Source organism: Sessilibacter corallicola (genome assembly GCF_021290925.1).
GTDB classification, from domain to species: domain Bacteria; phylum Pseudomonadota; class Gammaproteobacteria; order Pseudomonadales; family Cellvibrionaceae; genus Sessilibacter; species Sessilibacter corallicola.
This window is the reverse complement of record NZ_JAJSLX010000001.1, coordinates 1,307,057-1,323,949: the sequence shown is the minus strand read 5'-3', so window position 1 is coordinate 1,323,949 and position 16,893 is coordinate 1,307,057. Positions and strand designations below refer to the sequence as shown.

Annotated in this window: 12 protein-coding genes; 7 read left to right on the top strand and 5 right to left on the bottom strand. The window is 43.1% G+C overall.

Translation table 11 applies throughout. From position 1 onward, the window contains the following. Positions 1 to 134 precede the first annotated feature (134 nt). The 6 genes from LU361_RS05535 (at position 135) to LU361_RS05510 (ending at position 7,727) form a co-directional block, all read left to right on the top strand. Positions 135 to 1,286 carry a cation:proton antiporter gene (locus tag LU361_RS05535; RefSeq protein ID WP_233087817.1) on the top strand — a complete coding sequence of 384 codons (1,152 nt, stop codon included), beginning with the start codon at positions 135 to 137 and terminating at the stop codon, positions 1,284 to 1,286. Between the two features lie 454 nt (positions 1,287 to 1,740). After that, entirely contained in the window at positions 1,741 to 3,666 is a 1,926-nt protein-coding gene (locus tag LU361_RS05530; RefSeq protein ID WP_233087816.1) for a PHA/PHB synthase family protein, read from the top strand. Positions 3,667 to 3,723: 57 nt separating this feature from the next. Continuing rightward, positions 3,724 to 5,118 carry a bifunctional enoyl-CoA hydratase/phosphate acetyltransferase gene (locus LU361_RS05525; RefSeq protein WP_233087815.1) on the top strand — a complete coding sequence of 465 codons (1,395 nt, stop codon included), beginning with the start codon at positions 3,724 to 3,726 and terminating at the stop codon, positions 5,116 to 5,118. Positions 5,119 to 5,130: 12 nt separating this feature from the next. Continuing rightward, positions 5,131 to 6,240, top strand: a complete 1,110-nt coding sequence (locus tag LU361_RS05520; RefSeq protein ID WP_233087814.1) for an acetate/propionate family kinase — start codon at positions 5,131 to 5,133, stop codon at positions 6,238 to 6,240. A gap of 17 nt (positions 6,241 to 6,257) precedes the next feature. Then, on the top strand, positions 6,258 to 7,028 hold the full coding sequence (gene fabI / locus LU361_RS05515) for an enoyl-ACP reductase FabI (protein ID WP_233087813.1): 771 nt from the start codon (positions 6,258 to 6,260) through the stop codon (positions 7,026 to 7,028). A gap of 150 nt (positions 7,029 to 7,178) precedes the next feature. Next, entirely contained in the window at positions 7,179 to 7,727 is a 549-nt protein-coding gene (locus LU361_RS05510) for a hypothetical protein (protein ID WP_233087812.1), read from the top strand. Positions 7,728 to 7,798: 71 nt separating this feature from the next. Here the strand turns inward: LU361_RS05510 and LU361_RS05505 are convergent, their stop codons facing one another. Next, positions 7,799 to 12,844, bottom strand: coding sequence for a tetratricopeptide repeat protein (locus LU361_RS05505; protein WP_233087811.1), 5,046 nt, complete (start codon positions 12,842 to 12,844; stop codon positions 7,799 to 7,801). Positions 12,845 to 13,103: 259 nt separating this feature from the next. Between LU361_RS05505 and LU361_RS05500 the strand changes: the two genes are divergently transcribed. Then, positions 13,104 to 14,882, top strand: coding sequence for a dipeptidase (locus LU361_RS05500; protein WP_233087810.1), 1,779 nt, complete (start codon positions 13,104 to 13,106; stop codon positions 14,880 to 14,882). A gap of 68 nt (positions 14,883 to 14,950) precedes the next feature. Here the strand turns inward: LU361_RS05500 and LU361_RS05495 are convergent, their stop codons facing one another. From LU361_RS05495 to pspA, 4 genes are all read right to left on the bottom strand, one after another. Then, entirely contained in the window at positions 14,951 to 15,184 is a 234-nt protein-coding gene (locus LU361_RS05495) for a hypothetical protein (protein ID WP_233087809.1), read from the bottom strand. Between the two features lie 215 nt (positions 15,185 to 15,399). Beyond that, positions 15,400 to 15,870 (bottom strand): envelope stress response membrane protein PspC, encoded by a 471-nt coding sequence (gene pspC, locus LU361_RS05490; RefSeq protein ID WP_233087808.1) that lies wholly within the window; start codon positions 15,868 to 15,870, stop codon positions 15,400 to 15,402. Next, positions 15,870 to 16,121: an envelope stress response membrane protein PspB gene (gene pspB / locus LU361_RS05485; protein WP_233087807.1), complete on the bottom strand. Its 252-nt coding sequence runs from the start codon at positions 16,119 to 16,121 to the stop codon at positions 15,870 to 15,872. Before pspB ends, pspC begins: the two co-directional genes overlap by 1 nt. Positions 16,122 to 16,144: 23 nt before the next feature. Beyond that, entirely contained in the window at positions 16,145 to 16,819 is a 675-nt protein-coding gene (gene pspA / locus LU361_RS05480) for a phage shock protein PspA (protein WP_233087806.1), read from the bottom strand. Positions 16,820 to 16,893: the final 74 nt, after the last annotated feature.

The window sequence follows — 16,893 nt, the reverse complement described above, 5'->3', positions numbered from 1 at the left end:
ATCTCTTAAATTTTCATCTTTTACGAATTAATTTCTACAATTTGATCGTCTTTAAAGTCTCCTCCTGATTACATGATAGTCTGCACGAACCTGTGTGATTTAAAGGTTTTAATGCTTTCTATTAAGGTGTGTGTATGACCGGAGAAGAAATTATATTAATTACCATCGGTAGTTTTTTCTGTTTAGGTCTTATCGCCGATGCGATTGCTCGCAATACCAAGATTCCACGAGTGACTCTGCTGGTTTCTATCGGTGTTCTCATCGGTCCACAAGTATTTGATGTTATCCCCCATGTAGTTGAAGACCAATTTGATTGGTTAACCAGCATCGCGTTGGTTATGGTTGGATTTCTGTTGGGCGGCAAGCTGACCGCAAGTACGTTTTCGCAACTTGGCACTTCTTTGTTTTCTATATCCCTCGGTGAATCACTGTGTGCCGCATTGATGGTTGGTGTTGGCATGTATGTCGTGGGTGTTCCTTGGCAGGTGGCTTTAGTACTCGGATGCATCGCTGCTGCCACTGCCGCGGAAATAGCCTTTGATGCCGTTGTGGAAACCAAAGCTCAGTCGCCATTTTCAAAAATATTACTGGGTGCAGTGGCATTGGATGATGTTTGGAGCCTGTTACTTTTTTCGGCAGGTTTGGCTGTTATTGCTGTGGGTTCTGATTGGGAATCTTTAGGTACTATCACTCGTGAATTAGGTGGCGGGATTCTTCTGGGTATTGTTATTGGCTTACCCGCTTCTGCTGTGACCGGCAGACTAAAACCGGGAGAGCCCATTTTATTGGAAGCTCTAGCGGTGGTGTTTATCTGTGGTGGCTTGGCATTGTGGTTGGAAGTGTCTTTTCTGCTGGCGGCGATCACCACTGGCTGTGTCATTGCTAATTTGGCTCGCCACCACGAGCGGCCGTTTACCGCCATCGAAAATATTGAATGGCCGTTTTTACTGCTGTTTTTTATTTTGGCGGGCACCCTGTTGGAATTTGATTCGTTAATAACGTTACTCGTACCAACAGCGATGTATGTAATTCTCAGAATTGTTGGGAAATTTTTGGGGGGTTACGCTGGGGCGTCAATTGCCGGTAATAACAAAACGACAAAGCGCTGGATTGGCCTGTCACTGTTGCCTCAAGCGGGCGCTGCCATCGGTATGGCGCTGGTTGCATCTCACTACCTGCCTCAATATCAACAGTTAATCATTCAAATTGTTATTGCAAGTTCCATTGTCTTTGAATTGCTCGGCCCTGTGTTAACGACTATAGCGCTAAAAAAGAATGAGGCGTAAATAGAAAGCCAACTTGAAAAACAACGGAATAATTTACTTGCCCGTTGGGTTTTCTTAAAGACGTTCTAATCGTCGAATGAATTTTATGAAAACAACAAGAAAAGTTTGAGTTGGCTCAAACGAAGAATTTCCAATCAATGTCAAATTAGACACGTTGTTAGTGAAGGCACGTTAGGAATAGGGAGAGATTCAAAAAGGATTTTTCGCGTGCCTTTAAGTTTATCTATCGTGAGTCCTATATCCGCAAAGAATTAGTCGTTTCTATTCAAACGTATTCGATGTTCAAATTATTACTGGGTACGTAGTATCGGTTGCTTGGCTGTTATATTTTTTGCGTCTTTCAAAAGCCTATTTAAGTAGAAATTGAGATTGAAAACACATAGATAAATTACGCACGCCTCATTAAAGTCGTTGCCAAAATTGCGTTTTATTCCATTCATTGTGAGTGATTACTATGAACGAATCTTTCGTATTGCCCCAATCAACTGTTTTCCCCAATGGATTGGAATTTTTAACCGATCTATCAACAGATTATTTTCCTATGATTGATGGGCTGCGGCCCATGCAAAGTCTGTTGGAAGATGTCTCGCTTTCACTGGATGCGCCCTCGGAAATGATGGGCGAAAATCTGGATCGAGCCGTTCACGCAATGATGGCAAGATTTACCTTGGGTGTTTCTCCCGGCTCAGTGATGGAAGCTTACGCCGATTGGTTTGCTCACTTGGCCATAGCGCCAGGTAAGCAGTGGCAGTTGTTGGAACATTGGACACAAAAAAATATACAGCTTTTTAACTACGGATTGCGCAGCGCGCTCTGGTCCCAAGGTGAAACTTGTGCCGGACCGGTGGGCAACGATCGCCGATTTGCTCACGGCGGTTGGCAAACGTGGCCGTTTAATCTTATTCATCAAAGCTTTTTACTGAAAGAGCAATGGTGGAGCGAAGCGACTACGGGGGTAAGAGGCGTATCCAAGCATCATGAAAAAATGGTGGAATTCGGTACGCGGCAATTATTAGATACTTTTTCGCCGAGCAATAATTTTTTTACCAACCCAGAAGTCATTCAAGCAACGATTACAGAGGGTGGTACCAATCTGTTGCGAGGTTGGATGAACTGGTGGGACGATTGGCAGCGAGCAGTTACCGGAAAAAGACCGGCAGGTTGCGAAGATTATCAAGTGGGAAAAAACATTGCTGTTACACCCGGCAAAGTTGTTTTCAGAAACAAACTTATCGAGCTGATCCAGTACTCCCCATCAACGCCGCAAACGAATAAAGTTCCATTGCTGGTCGTTCCAGCGTGGATTATGAAATATTACATTTTGGATTTATCCGAAAGTAATTCCTTTTTTAATTATCTCGTTCAACAAGGATTTACGGTATTTACCATTTCTTGGAAAAATCCGACCAGTGAAGATCGAGATTTATCGATGGACGATTATCGCGTGCTGGGCATTGAAGCCGCGCTGGATGCTATCGAGGCGATTACCGGTGAATCTGAGATCCATACGGCAGGGTATTGTCTGGGAGGCACTCTGCTCAGTATTGCTGCTGCCACACAAGCGCGGCAGGATAAACAAAGCAATTCTGGCAGTGATACGCTAACAGATTCGTCAAATCAGCATAAGCGTCGAATTAAAAGCGTTTGCTTGTTGGCTGCACAGACCGATTTTGCCGAAGCCGGTGAATTGATGTTATTTGTGGATCAAAGCCAAATTACCTTCTTAGAAGATATGATGTGGCATCAAGGCGTTCTCGATAACGAACAAATGGCTGGCGCATTCCAAATGTTGCGCTCCAACGATTTAATTTGGTCGCGCATGATTCGGGAATACATGTTGGGCGAACGCTCGGGCGTAAATGATTTAATGGCCTGGAATTCTGACTCGACGCGCATGCCTTATAAAATGCACAGTGAATATTTGCGCAAGTTATTTTTAGAAAATCAATTGTCGCAAGGTCATTATTTGGTTGACGAAAAACCGATTTCAATTACCGATATTCGCGCCCCTATTTTTGCCGTAGGTACTGAAAAAGATCACGTTGCTCCTTGGCAGTCTGTTTATAAAATTCATATTTTAAGCGATACCGATGTGACCTTTGTCTTAACCAGTGGCGGCCATAACGCCGGTATTGTTTCTGAGCCTGGCCATCCTCGACGCCGCTTTAGACAATCTACACGAACGGCGGAAGATTCTTATATCGATCCGAATTCTTGGTTTGATCAAACCCCTGTTCAGCAGGGATCCTGGTGGCCCCAATACGTTGCCTGGTTAACCGAGATAGAAAAAGAAAATATAGATCCAATCGAAGTTGGAAATGCGAGTAAGGGTTATCCGGTGTTGGGTGATGCACCAGGAACCTATGTGTTCCAACAATAATTCCCTCTTATTATCTTTGGTATTAATCAGAGATTCCCTAGCATTTAATGGTGTTGTATGACGGAATTTATCGAAAATAAATTATTTGATGAAATTGAGATTGGTGATAGCGCCAGTGTAAAACATTTTCTCACCATCAAAGATATTCAATTGTTCGCAATTATGTCTGGTGACGTTAATCCCGCACACCTCGATGAAGAATACGCAAAGAGTGATATGTTCCATGAAATCATTGGTCATGGAATGTGGAGTGGCTCGCTTATCTCAACCGTTTTGGGCACTCAGCTACCCGGACCGGGAACGATTTATTTAGATCAGTCTTTAAAATTTGTTCGACCGGTAAAAGTCGGCGACAGAATTACAGCAACAGTGACGGTCAAGTCGAAAGCTAATGACGGTAAAAATGAATTATTACTCGATTGTGTCTGTTGTAACCAAGAAGGCAAGCAAGTTGTGTGTGGTGAAGCACGCGTTATTGCACCGACCAAAAAAGTAAAACGTCAAAAAGTCAGTCTGCCAGAAATTGAATTTAAAAATGAGGAAGGCCAGTTTTATCATGAATTGATGGCGCAATGTCGGGACTTAACACCCGTAACCACAGCCGTTGTACACCCTGTTGATGCTGCGTCGTTAGGCGGTGCATTAGAAGCCGCTGCCGAGGGAATTATTTCGCCGATACTGATCGGGCCAGAGCATAAGATTCGCGCCGTTGCCCAGGAGCAGGGTTTTGATCTCGGTAATTACTCAATTATCAATACCCAGCACAGCCATGAAGCAGCGTCAGTATCGGTAGAATTGGCGAATAAGGGTGAAGTCGAAGCCTTGATGAAAGGTAAGTTGCACACCGACGAATTAATGTCGGCTGTTGTCAATAAAGTCTCTGGTTTGCAAACAGGGCGGCGCATGAGTCATGTGTTTGCATTGGATGTACCGACCTATCCAAAACCCCTTTTCCTCACCGATGCTGCAATCAATATTCGTCCCAATTTATCCACCAAAAGGGATATTGTTCAAAACGCCATTGATCTTTTTCAGGCACTTAATCGCGGTACACCAAAAGTGGCGATCGTCTCCGCTGTGGAAACCGTCAATGAAGCGATACCGTCAACCCTAGATGCCACCGCATTGTGTAAGATGGCTGAGCGAGGACAAATAAATGGTGGGCTGTTAGACGGACCGCTTGGGCTTGATAATGCGATCTCTATCGAAGCTGCACAAGCGAAAGGAATTGTCTCTCAGGTAGCGGGACAGGCCGATATAATTGTGGCTCCTGATTTAGAATCGGGAAATATGTTGTATAAACAGTTTGGCTATTTATTCGGGATTGAAGGTGCCGGAATTGTGTTGGGAGCGAAAGTGCCCATCATTCTAACCAGCCGAGCTGCGGGCCGAGGAGCTACGCGTATTGCATCTTGCGCGCTGGGTTTACTTTGTGCGCGATCAAACCGTTGAGTTTTTATCGTTATGTCTGACGTATTATTAACGTTAAATGCAGGTTCCTCGAATCTTAAATATTCTCTTTGGCACTTGCCGGATTTAATATCGATTGAACAGGGGAAAATTGAATTCAAACCCGATAAAGACTTAAATTTAGATGCCGCACTTATCCAGTTGATGGATCATATCTATGAAAATTACGGCAACAGAAGCGTTCGAATTATAGGTCATCGTCTAGTTCATGGTGGTACGCAGTTTTATGAGCCGACGTTATTGAACGACAACATTGAAGAGCAAATAAAACAATTAATTCCGCTTGCGCCATTGCATCTCCCGTCAGAATTGGCTGCCATTGGGTTCATTGCACGCCATTATCCCGAAATAAAGCAAGTGGCTTGTTTTGATACCGCTTTTCACAAAACCCAAAATTCGTTGTATCAACAATTCGCCTTACCCAATGAATACGCAAAAAACGGTATTTTGCGTTATGGCTTTCACGGTCTTTCCTATGAATACATTGCGTCTGTGGCGCATGAATTTATCGGCGTTCAGCATCGTCCCCGTCTTATTGTCGCGCATTTGGGTAATGGCGCTAGTATGTGCGCAATGTCCGATTTAAACAGTGTTACCACGACGATGGGTTTTACCGCGTTAGATGGTTTGATGATGGGAACTCGATGTGGCGAGTTAGACGCGGGTGTGGTTCTGTATTTAATGCAACACTTGGGACTCAATGATCAGCAAATTGAATCAATTTTGTATAAACAATCGGGCTTGCTGGGTGTATCGGGAATCAGTTCAGATGTCCGCGAACTTGAAGCCAGTAATGATAAAAACGCTAGCATTGCCCTGGAGCTTTTTGCCTTTCGCGCGGCGCAAAAACTCGCCGGATTGATTCCCGCATTGGGTGGTCTTGATGGTATTGTGTTTACCGGTGGTATTGGCGAGAACAGCGCTTTTATTCGAGAAAAAATTCTCTCTCATCTCGCATGGTTAGGAATACAACTGGATGTAAACGCTAACCAGAACCATTTCAGTACGATTCACACTGCAAACAGTCTTGTTGGTATTTATCGGATTCCCACCAACGAAGAGAAAATGCTGGCAACACACACCTACGCTTTTTTAAGCCAATAAATAATGAGGTTGAGATGATGGCAATTATTAATTTGAATGGAAAAAAAGGATTAATTGTAGGGATTGCCAATAACGAATCTATTGCGTGGGGATGTTCCCAGGCATTTCATTCTGAGGGCGCTACACTTGCTGCGACTTATCTCAACGAAAAAGCCGAAAAATACGTACGACCTCTGGCAGAGCAAGTTAACGCAGAAATTATTTCGCCACTTAATGTTGCCAGTGAAGAACAGCTTGACGCACTTTTTGCAGAAATTGAAGCCCGCTGGGGGAAATTAGATTTCTTATTGCACGCGATTGCCTTTGCCCCGGCCGAAGATTTACACGGTCGTGTTGTCGATTGCAGTTCACAGGGGTTTCTAACGGCAATGGATATTTCCTGTCACTCTTTTATTCGTTTGGCAAAGCGCGCTGAACCATTGATGAAATCAGGCGGCAGTTTATTAACGGTGAGCTATTACGGCTCAGAAAAAGTGGTTTCGCATTACAATTTAATGGGGCCTGTAAAAGCAGCGTTGGAGGCGACAGTGCGTTATCTCTCTGCAGAACTAGGCCGAACCAATATTCGAGTGAATGCTATTTCTCCCGGTCCTATTCATACTCGGGCGGCTTCCGGATTGGAGCATTTCGACAGCTTACTAACGGATTTTGTCGAAAAGTCACCATTACACAAACCACTGATGTTAGAGGATATCGGCTCGTTCGCGGCATTCTTGGTAAGCGACGCCGCTAAAGCGGTAACTGGAGGTGTGCACTATATTGATTGCGGATATGAGATCGTCGATTAATACTGCTAGTTAAATAGCTCAGGGTGTGCGCACTCTAAATTTATTCTTATTCAATTCTGTTTGTACTCAATTTGACTGTGCGTGTAAAATTCAGGTGCGGTGCATTGTTACGAATGTCGTAATCTATTTATAAAATCACTAGGACGAAAAATGAAATTAATAAAGTTTGGATTTATCGCTCTTTTAGCGGTGTACATCACCGGTTGTGCAACTGGCGCAAAAATGGAAAACATGGTTTATCACGGTGAGGGTAAATCCTACCCAGAAGCGTTGAAGGAAAATGTTGAGGTTACAGGCGTTCTCGGCGGTGAAAAAACCAATCCTGCTTGGACATCGGAGATCAGCGATATCGCTTTCGAAGGTGCTTTAAAAGAAAGTTTAAAAGCTCAAGGGTTGTTGTCAGATAACGGTAAATACCAACTGGCTGTAAACATGGTGAAAGTAGCGCAGCCTTTAGTGGGTTTGAATATGAAAGTGACTACGCACATCAAATACACACTCACAGATACTGCAACGAACGCTGTCGTGTTTGATGAAGTTATTGAAGCACCACACGTAACAAAAGTGGGTGAAGCGCTTGTTGCAACCAAACGGTTACGATTAGCCAATGAAGGCTCGGGCATGAAAAATATTGAAGCGTTTCTTGCTAAACTGTCTGATCTAAAATTGGATGGCGCGCAGATTACAATGGCTAAATAATGACGAACGAGCAGAGTCGATGGATTATTTCGACTCTGCTCCGGTTTGTTATGGAATTATAAAAAGATTGATCAGAAATAATTCGACAGCTTCCATTGCCAATACAATTTTTTGAGGTGTTTTGATTCAATTTTTCGTTTTAAGGCTTGTTGAGATTTTGCTTTTGCCATAGTAACGCTTAGCTGACCCACAATCGGTTGATACAAACGTTGGCAATGTCTTAGGATAGTACTCACGTTGTTGTGTTCGGCCTCTAAGCTGGAGCTTTCAACTAATATTAACGCTTGCGCTAAGTGATGAGCGTAGTTGCTGTAGGACGATAAGTCTTTAACGTTAATACGATTGAATTCCTCCAAATCCACTTCTTGATTTTCCAATAAACCGTTCAGCGTCATCCAAGTTACAATTTCATCGCGATACGAATCGCTGGGAAGTGCAAAGGCATCCGTCATAATTTCTATACCGTGTCGCCAATTACCCAATTGCAGTTTCGTAATGCCGTAAAAATACAATTGCCAAGCTTGCACGCCAGACTTAGACTTGTAGTCTTCAAACCATTGGCCAGCTCGTTTCCAGTCACTTTGATCTGCGTAGTAATAACCTATAAGCCCCCAATTCATGGTATTCGAAGCAATCTTTTCTGATAACTTGTTAAAGGCTTTTTTGTTGAGTGGGGATTTAATTCTAATGGTGTGACGAATGTATTCTTCAATAACGCCGTCGGAAAATGCATCAGTAAAATCGGTTGAAATCATCCATTGATCCAACTGTTTTAATGTTAATTGTTTTGTTTTTCCTTTTGCGAGAAATTCGCCCGCGTAGACATTGATATTGCCGTTTGTTAGCCAAAGTTTTTCTATAGTCTCAGTAGCGCTATGGGCTACGCCATGTTCTTCTAGGGCTAACCAGGCCTTTTCCAACTGATAGTATTGAACGCCAGTAGTGGTTAATAATTCTGACCACAAAGCGATAATACGTTCAATATTGTCGCCTTTGAAACATTCCGTGATCAGTGAATAGAGGGTATAGGTTATTGTCTTTTTGATGGGTGCTGTTAATTTAAGCGCATTATCAAACAATGAAATCAATTGCTCTTTACTTAGGTTATTTTCTTTTGCGGGTAAAGACTGTAAATGATTGAAATAGGTGGCTAGGTAGCTTTCGTTTGTTGGGTCAAGCCGTAAGCACTTTTCAATCAGTGTTTTGATTAACGGATCGTGCGGGGCTACTTCTTGTAATTTGAGCGCGCCGAAATATATTTCACTGGCGTTTGAGCTGTTTAGTTTCACAAAATGGTTGAGACTGTGCTTGGTCGCTGCCACATCTCGTTTATGAATTGCATACCAAGCCGTTAGGTATCGCCAACCTGATGAAAATCCCGGCTGGGCAGTCACGACTGAGTCGATAATATCGATTCCCCGGTCAATGTAACCCAGCTCCACTTCTATATAAGCTCGAAGCGTTGAAATGTCTGTGACAGAGCTTTTATTCCAGTGGGATTGCTCTAACGTATGCTTCGCTTTTTCTGGTTCGTTTAAATCACACAGTAAATAACAGTATTCGGTAAACACATTTAATGCATTAGGATGATCTTTAGAAAACTCCTTTAGAACGTTAGTGGCTTCTTCCGAAGTACCGTACACAGAAGCTTCGACCAAAACTAAAGGAACGGAGTGGGGATGTTTGGTTCGGGCTGCTTGAATTAACTCAACGGTATTTTGGTGTTGATTCAGTTCTGTGTTCCAACTTGCTATTTCATTCCAGCCCCAGCGGTACTCGGGGTAGAGCTCCAGTGCTTTCGAAAGCGAACCAATGGCTAACTCGTGCTTTTCCTGTGACCAGTAAAGGCTGGCTAAATAGGAGTGTGAAATAACCTCTTGCGGATTAATTCGTAGATATTTCTCTAATGCTTGAATGGCTTCATCGGTTTTACCCTGCAGATTTAAGATTTCGGACAGCTCATTAATACTTGACGACCAATCAGGATTAATTTCTAGAGCGCGACGAGTTTCTTGCTCCGCTTGAGCTAAATTACCTTGTACTCGGTAGGTTTTGCCGAGTTCTAAGTACATGATCGGTTTTAAGCCGTGTCGCTCAAGCGCTTGGGTTAGCGTGTCGATGGCCTCATCGAGCATGCCGAGCTTTCTCTGATTTCTAGATTTAGCAATCCAGCTCTGCCAGAGATCGGGTCGTTCACGACAGGCATAAGTTAAAAATTCTTCCAGTTGTTCGGTTGTTTCATAGGGGCTGGCAAATTGCTGATAACCAAGAATACCTTCGCCTTCACTGGTTTGATTGATTAATTCTGATTTAATAAAGTTGATGTATTGTTTTTCGAGCGCTTGGCTATCGGCACATTGCAACAGAAGATCGTACGCTTCTGTTTCGTCGCACGATATTTTTATTGCTTGCTCAAACCAGTGTTTAGCAGAATCTGTATTGCCGAGTTGGAATTCCATTTTTCCTGATTGAGTGAATCCACTGGCAATATCAGGGCGCACGTTTGTCATTTTTTTGGCGATATTCAGAGCATCGTCAAGCCGATTTTGCTCGCCGAGCAAGACAGAGTATTCAAGGTAAGGCCAATACTCTGAAGGGTGTAGATCAATAATGTGTTCCAGTTGTGTCATTCTTTCGCTGACATCCGATTCCGGAATTAATCGGTATTTCCTGGTTAATAGATTGTAATTGCTCGGAAATTTAGCCAACAGATTTGCCACTAATTCTTTGGCTTGTTTCTCTCTTCCCAATTGTTCAAGAATCCGAATAACTGATTGTGTGGCCGATTGGTTGAGCGGTTGATAGCTAATAACCTTTTCTAAACACTGAAGCGCTTTTTCGAATTCGTTATTGGTCTCGTAGTAAAACCCTTGTATTTGTAGAAATTCGATTTTATTGGCGATGGGCTCTGCGAGTGTTAGCAGTTCTCGACTTCTTTCGAGTTTGCCTGAAAGTAAGTACTCTTGCGCCGTATAGATGTGTAGATGACCGTCGTTAGGATGTAACGTTATTGTTTGTTCGAGTATGTTTAGCGCTTGCTCTTCACCCATCGAATACTTAGCGGCGTTGTAGTAAGACAGTCCCGGACCGCTGGATTTTTTGGAAAATCGTTTGAAACGATCTTCTAGAAAATCCAGAGCTACTTTTTCTTGTTTAACAAATCGAGAGGCTAAATGATATTGGTGCGCGTACTGTTCGTTTTTATCTTCCAAGCAAGACGCCAAGCGGTATAGCTCACGAGATTCCTGATGATTTTTTTGATCCCACAGAAGATTGGCCTGAGTGATTAAAACTCGGTCGTTCAAGCTGTAGTGCTTAAGCAGTTTATTAGAGAGTTTTAATGATAACGATAAATTTCTACCGTCGTGTCGAAGCTCTTCAACATACAAGTTTTTCAGGAGATGATGACAGTGCGGTGCTTCAACAAAGGGTTCTAAGTAGGTTAGTACTTGTTTGCTGGTACCAATATTTTTTAAATTGTAGGTTTTTTCGATAATTAAATTGGTGTCGTCGGGATAGCGTTTGCGCAGCTCATCGAGAGTTTGATCAATTTTGCGATAATCTTGATCGTAGTAGGCAATATCTTTTTGACCAATTAATGTAATTCGGTGGTTTTGATCAACATCGATAAGTTGCCGTAATGCCTGAAATGCTTTGGTTCGGTCTTCATTCTCAAGTGAGGATTTCAACTCAAAGTGGGCATCGTAAAGCGCGGCTGCCGGTAGCTCTATTTCGTTGAGTAAGGCCTGTTGGTGTCGCGGTAAAATAATCATGCAGCGGGGGCCGCTGGCTGCGTAGTAGGTCTCTGCGGCCTCGATTAACAGTTCTTGTAAGCGCGGGTAGGACGGGTCGCGAACAAAATAGGTTCCTTTGGATTGATCGTATCCGACCAAGACTTGCAGATGCCCCATTTGCGCATCTACGGTGGTCAGTAAAATCGGAATATTGTTGTCCAATAACTGTTTGGCGCTATTAAACTGTAATTCAAATTCTTTAACTATCCAGCCCTGTTTTATCGCCCAGTGCCTTTCGTCGACTTGATGTGTGCCGCGATAGCAAATTTCTTCTATTACCTGTTCTTGAGACACCTCTGTGCCCCAGTAACGGGATACCGAGGTTAAGCTCGCAGGCGCACAGGTATAAAAATTTTGGCGCACGAAAGGAACGTCCAATAATTTTTTTTGGTGGTGATCGCGATTGTCTAAGTGGGTCTCTGCGCGTTTAATACGGTCGGCAACAGATTTTGTGTACAGATCGGTGGGTTCTAAATATTCGAGTGCGTCATCGTATTTTTGCTCGGCACAGAGAATGTCTGCCGTAGTTTGATTGATCCAACGGGTCCAATAAGCCGGAGGGTTTGGCAGCCAAGATTTTGCCAGTTCCACCATTTGATGAGCGTTTTGATATTGTTCAAGTTCAATCAAATAATACGCCTGCTTAACGGCTAAATAGACAGACTCGATAGCGTCTTTGTTGTTGGGATCTAAACTCGGTGCCAACATAGCTGCTGCCGAATCGACGTCGCCGTTTAGATGGTGCAAATGAGCTTTAAGCTGGATGGCAGCATAATTTGTTGAATCTGACGATAAAACGCGTTCAACAATATTGAAGGCTTCATCAGGGGCATCATTGTCCAGCGCGAGATACGCCTGTGTTACGTCATTCCAGTTGTCGTCAGTGAGTGTTTTTGCGGTTTTTAGTGCTTCCTCAGCGCCTTTAAAATCACGAAATAGCGATAAGACTTCACATTGGTAGCTGTAAATTCTAGAAAGTGTTTTGGGATTTTCTATTTTTTCGCAAAGGCGTTTTGCCTCTTTCAAACCCTGCCAATGACTGCCTTGGTTCTTGAGTACCGATAAATACAATTCGATCAATTCTTGTGGCTGGTTGTGTTTTCGCCAAAATCGCCACATGAGTGCTTTGGCTTCTCGGGTTAATCCCAGCAGGCTTTTGGCGCGAATCACGAGATTGATTAAACCTAGGTCATCGCACTGATTGGTGTGCGGGTATTGGGCGTTGAAGGCGTTTAAAAACGCTGAAAATTTTCCGCTACTGTAAAGGTCTTCCAGCGTTGCTGATGAGTCTGTCGGCTGTGTGTGATCTAAAAACTGATTCATAATGCGCTCTTGTTAACAGGCCCTAAGTTTTTTGTTCCTTTGATAGCTTTGTGTACGCAATATTAGATATTTCTCATTTAGAACCGATTGGCTCGCATAAATCTTTGCTCGGTTGCTTACCCAGTAATGGGAGACTCACCCAGTTTTACGTCTTATTCAGATAGAACGCCTTCAGATTCGTAACTGTGCTGTATTGTTGAGCAAAATTTGAATCAGGCGCTTGTGGTTATCGTTATAATTTTTAATGCAAGTGAGTGATATGAGAAACCCATTCCAACATTTTCTCGGGAAGAGTTTGCGTACCCCGATAAAATCTTCATTGTGCGCACTGGCTCTGTGCGGCTACATTCCAGAAGGTATGTCGCAGGCTAATCTGAGCTTCGCCCAGAATCAGGCCATTTTGGCGGAGTTAAGTGAGCAAAAATTCGATCGTTTTGCCGCGTTCGCCAAGGCTGTTCAAGCTGATAACGACATAGAGCTTTCCGCTGATGTTAACCAAGCCATTGCTCAATACTTGAGCGATAAAAAGGCGCTGTCAATTTCTGAGCGTCATATTATTCAGCGCTTAGTGGGTCTCTACAGTCGCATTCAATACGGCGAAGAAGCCATTGAAAAGCTTGGCGAATTTGTTGAAATTCCGACGTTTCGTGACGAAGCTTACGAGCAGCACGAAAACCCTAATTTTATTAAGCTCGGAGAAGAGATTCGTGAGTTGGCGGAAGACTTCGGACTGGGTTTTCGAAATGTTGATAATCGTATTTGGGAAATTACCCTAGAGGGCACGGGTGAAGAGTTCGTTGGTATTCACGCCCACGGGGATGTGGTGCCAGTTAATCCAGATAATTGGGTGTTAGACGATGGCACAAAGCTAGATCCCTTTAAAATGACCTTAGTGGGGGATCGCCTGTACGGGCGAGGTACAGAGGACGATAAAAACGGAATCATCGTCACAATGTACGCCATGAAAGTATTGAAAGATGAGGGTATTCCTCTCAATCGTACGTTCAAATTATTGGTTGATACGACAGAAGAAACTTCGTCTACGGCGATTCCTTATTACTTCGAGCGTTTCCCTCAGCCTGAATATAATTTAGCTTTAGATGGCGGTTATCCGGTGGTTATCGCGGAAAAAGGCTATGGTACCGTGATGGCAACGTTTGATGCCTATGAGGGAGAAGGTAAAGGGTTAGAAATTGTTGATTTAACCGGGGGCTTGGCGACCAATCAAATTCCTCGTGTTTCTAAAGCAACCATTAATGCCAAAAATCTAAAAAGAACGAAAAAACGCCTCGATAAAATTGCCAAATCGTTTCAGAAAAAATACGAAGGTAATTACTCGATTACAACGGAAATTAAAAACGGTCACATTGAATTGATTGTTGAAGGTATATCGGCCCATTCTTCCAGCCCTGAAACAGGCGTTAATCCGGTTTCGAGAATGTTGCTGTTTTTGCATGAATTACCGGAAAAAACAAAAGTAAAGAAAAACCATGTTCTCGATGCCGCACATTACGCGACAGCCAACTGGGGGCTAAATTACTACGGTGAAAAACTGGGCATTAATTACGCTCATGATTTTATGGGCCCGCTAACAACGTCGCTGACCTACATTAAAGTCACTGATAAAGACATGAAGCTAGCGACTAACCTTCGCGCTCCTGTTGGTAAAGAAACCAAACAATTAAAACAGGAAATTCAAACCGGCGTTGTGGGTTGGTTGGCCGAAAATAATGTTGAAATGAGCTTAGATATTTCCATAGCTGAGCCGATGTATCGTAATCCAGAAGGCGCTTGGGTAAACGCACTGTTAGATGTTGCGACAGAAAACTTGGATTTACCGCGTGAATTTAAGTCTTCGGCTGGGGCAACCTCCGTGCATTATCTTCCCAACGGAGTTCAATTTGGATTGTCTGAACCGGGAACGAAATACACCGGCCATAACGCGAATGAATTTAAAACTGTGTATCAATTTATGTTGGATTTGCAAATCATTACAGAAATGATGGTTCGCGTAGGTCAATTAGATTCTCTAAAATAATTAAATGTTTGAGTGAACGGTGCCAAATTTATTGTGTGCCGTTTACTATTGCATCTCGAACAGCTTCGTTAAATCGCCCATTTTTTAAAGCGGGCGAGCCCTTCGTTTTCTTTCTGCTCTATTCCCGCTTCAAGTTTGTAATCTGAATTATATGACGTGTTTGGGTGGTTGTTTCCTTTGGTGATTTCAATGCTCATTTCCATGAATGATATTTGCCAGCATATGCGCGATTCTGAGTTTAAGTAAAATACGGTTACGGAGACTACCAAAATAAAGGCGACTAACTCTTCGAAATAGTGCATTTAGGTCTCCTGTGTTATTCGGTCAATTTCTTTTTGTCTATTGACCTTGTTATTGTCAGTTTCCCGATTTTTAACCGAGAAAATCCCTTGAACACTGAGTTCAATAAAAATCGTATTTATTAAATGAGATGGGAGTCTCTGTGGTTTACGTTATCGACATCGAATTATTCGATTGTATTGTTTTAGCCAGACTCCCTCAAAGATGCATCAATGCGTTACTTGCCGCGTTCCATATCGGCAAACTGGCGGTCTAAATCGTAACGAGAGGAGGTTACGTACCGCTCCATATTTTCAATTCGTTTTAAGGTCGCATCCATTTTTTCTCGGGCGACTCGCAAACGTTGTGGGGCCGGTTTGGAGTGTTTGAAGATGGTTTTTTCCCGATACTGACCACGCTCTTCATCGTATTCGTATTCCGGTTTCCATTCCTTTGGGCGCTTCGACAGTAGAAGCGCACCGGCAATGTATGCCCAGAAAGTAAAAGGTCCGACAATAAAAAATGAACCGATAAAAAGGACGCGAACAACCCAGTGATCTAAATTCAAGTGATCGGCAAGTCCGGCGCAGACGCCAAATATTTTTCCGTCGCGTTTGTTGCGGTAAAGGTTGCGGTTGTATCCGGTATTTTTGCGATGTTTCCAGCGGTCGTAATTGAAGCCATATTTATGTTTTGAGTAATGACTCATTATTTGTATTGCTCCTCTTTGAATTTGTCGCGCCAGCTTCCGTGACGTTCATCTAAAATCTTTTCCAGGGTTTCAACTCGATCGGTCATTTTGTCGAGTTTCACCAATAAATCTTCCATTTGTTGGCGTTCGTGCTCGCTTAAACCGGTTTCTTCGCGCTTTTTACTTCGGTAGTGCAATATCAACCATAATGGAGCGACGAACGCGACAAAGATAATCGTCGGTGCAATTAAAAATGTTGAAAATGACATTGGCTCTTAGAGCTCCTGAGTAATTAATTATTGTTGGTGTTGATGTCCTTTTTCAGACGCTCAATCTCGGCGTTGAGTTTGTCGTCATTTTCAAGATCGGCAAATTGCTGGTTTAAGTTGCCTGATTTACCTTTGCCAAGATCCATTGCTTCCAGTTCGCTTTCGTACTTATCCAAACGTTGTTCGAATTTTTCAAATTTAGAGAAAGCATCTTCAACATTTGAGCGTTCGTTTTGACGCTTGGTTTTCATGCGTGCGCTGGTGGTTTGCTGGCGCAATTTCATGGTTTTCTCTTTTGCTTTGGCATCATCGAGCTTGGTTTGCAATTGAGAAATTTCTACGTCCAACTTTTCTAAGTGTTCTTCGAGATTTTTGAGTTCATCATTAATCAACTCAATTTCTTCGAGAATGGCTTGTTTTTCTGCCAGGGCAGCACGGGCAAGATCTTCTCTGTTTTTAGACAGTGCAAGTTTTGCTTTTCGCTCCCACTCAGCGGCGTCTTTTTCCATGTTGTCCAAACGTCGCTGAGCGGTTTTTTTGTCGGCAATAATGCGAGCGCTCGCGCTTCTGACTTCAATCAGTGTTTCTTCCATTTCCGAAATCATCATTCGGATCATTTTTTCCGGGTCTTCAGCACGATCTAACATGCTGTTGATGTTGGACTGAACAATGTCGCTAAATCTTGAAAAAATACCCACGTTTATCTCCTGACTTATACGTCTTACTGAAATATCTTTGTTGTGTGCAGTGTACATAGCTGAGATTGTGCCAA

Coding starts and splice junctions, on each gene's coding strand:
- fabI (WP_233087813.1), top strand. CDS start 6,258: ATGGCAATTATTAATTTGAATGGAAAAAAAGGATTAATTGTAGGGATT.
- LU361_RS05495 (WP_233087809.1), bottom strand. CDS start 15,184: ATGCACTATTTCGAAGAGTTAGTCGCCTTTATTTTGGTAGTCTCCGTA.
- pspC (WP_233087808.1), bottom strand. CDS start 15,870: ATGAGTCATTACTCAAAACATAAATATGGCTTCAATTACGACCGCTGG.
- LU361_RS05505 (WP_233087811.1), bottom strand. CDS start 12,844: ATGAATCAGTTTTTAGATCACACACAGCCGACAGACTCATCAGCAACG.
- LU361_RS05500 (WP_233087810.1), top strand. CDS start 13,104: ATGAGAAACCCATTCCAACATTTTCTCGGGAAGAGTTTGCGTACCCCG.
- LU361_RS05510 (WP_233087812.1), top strand. CDS start 7,179: ATGAAATTAATAAAGTTTGGATTTATCGCTCTTTTAGCGGTGTACATC.
- LU361_RS05530 (WP_233087816.1), top strand. CDS start 1,741: ATGAACGAATCTTTCGTATTGCCCCAATCAACTGTTTTCCCCAATGGA.
- LU361_RS05535 (WP_233087817.1), top strand. CDS start 135: ATGACCGGAGAAGAAATTATATTAATTACCATCGGTAGTTTTTTCTGT.
- LU361_RS05520 (WP_233087814.1), top strand. CDS start 5,131: ATGTCTGACGTATTATTAACGTTAAATGCAGGTTCCTCGAATCTTAAA.
- pspB (WP_233087807.1), bottom strand. CDS start 16,121: ATGTCATTTTCAACATTTTTAATTGCACCGACGATTATCTTTGTCGCG.
- LU361_RS05525 (WP_233087815.1), top strand. CDS start 3,724: ATGACGGAATTTATCGAAAATAAATTATTTGATGAAATTGAGATTGGT.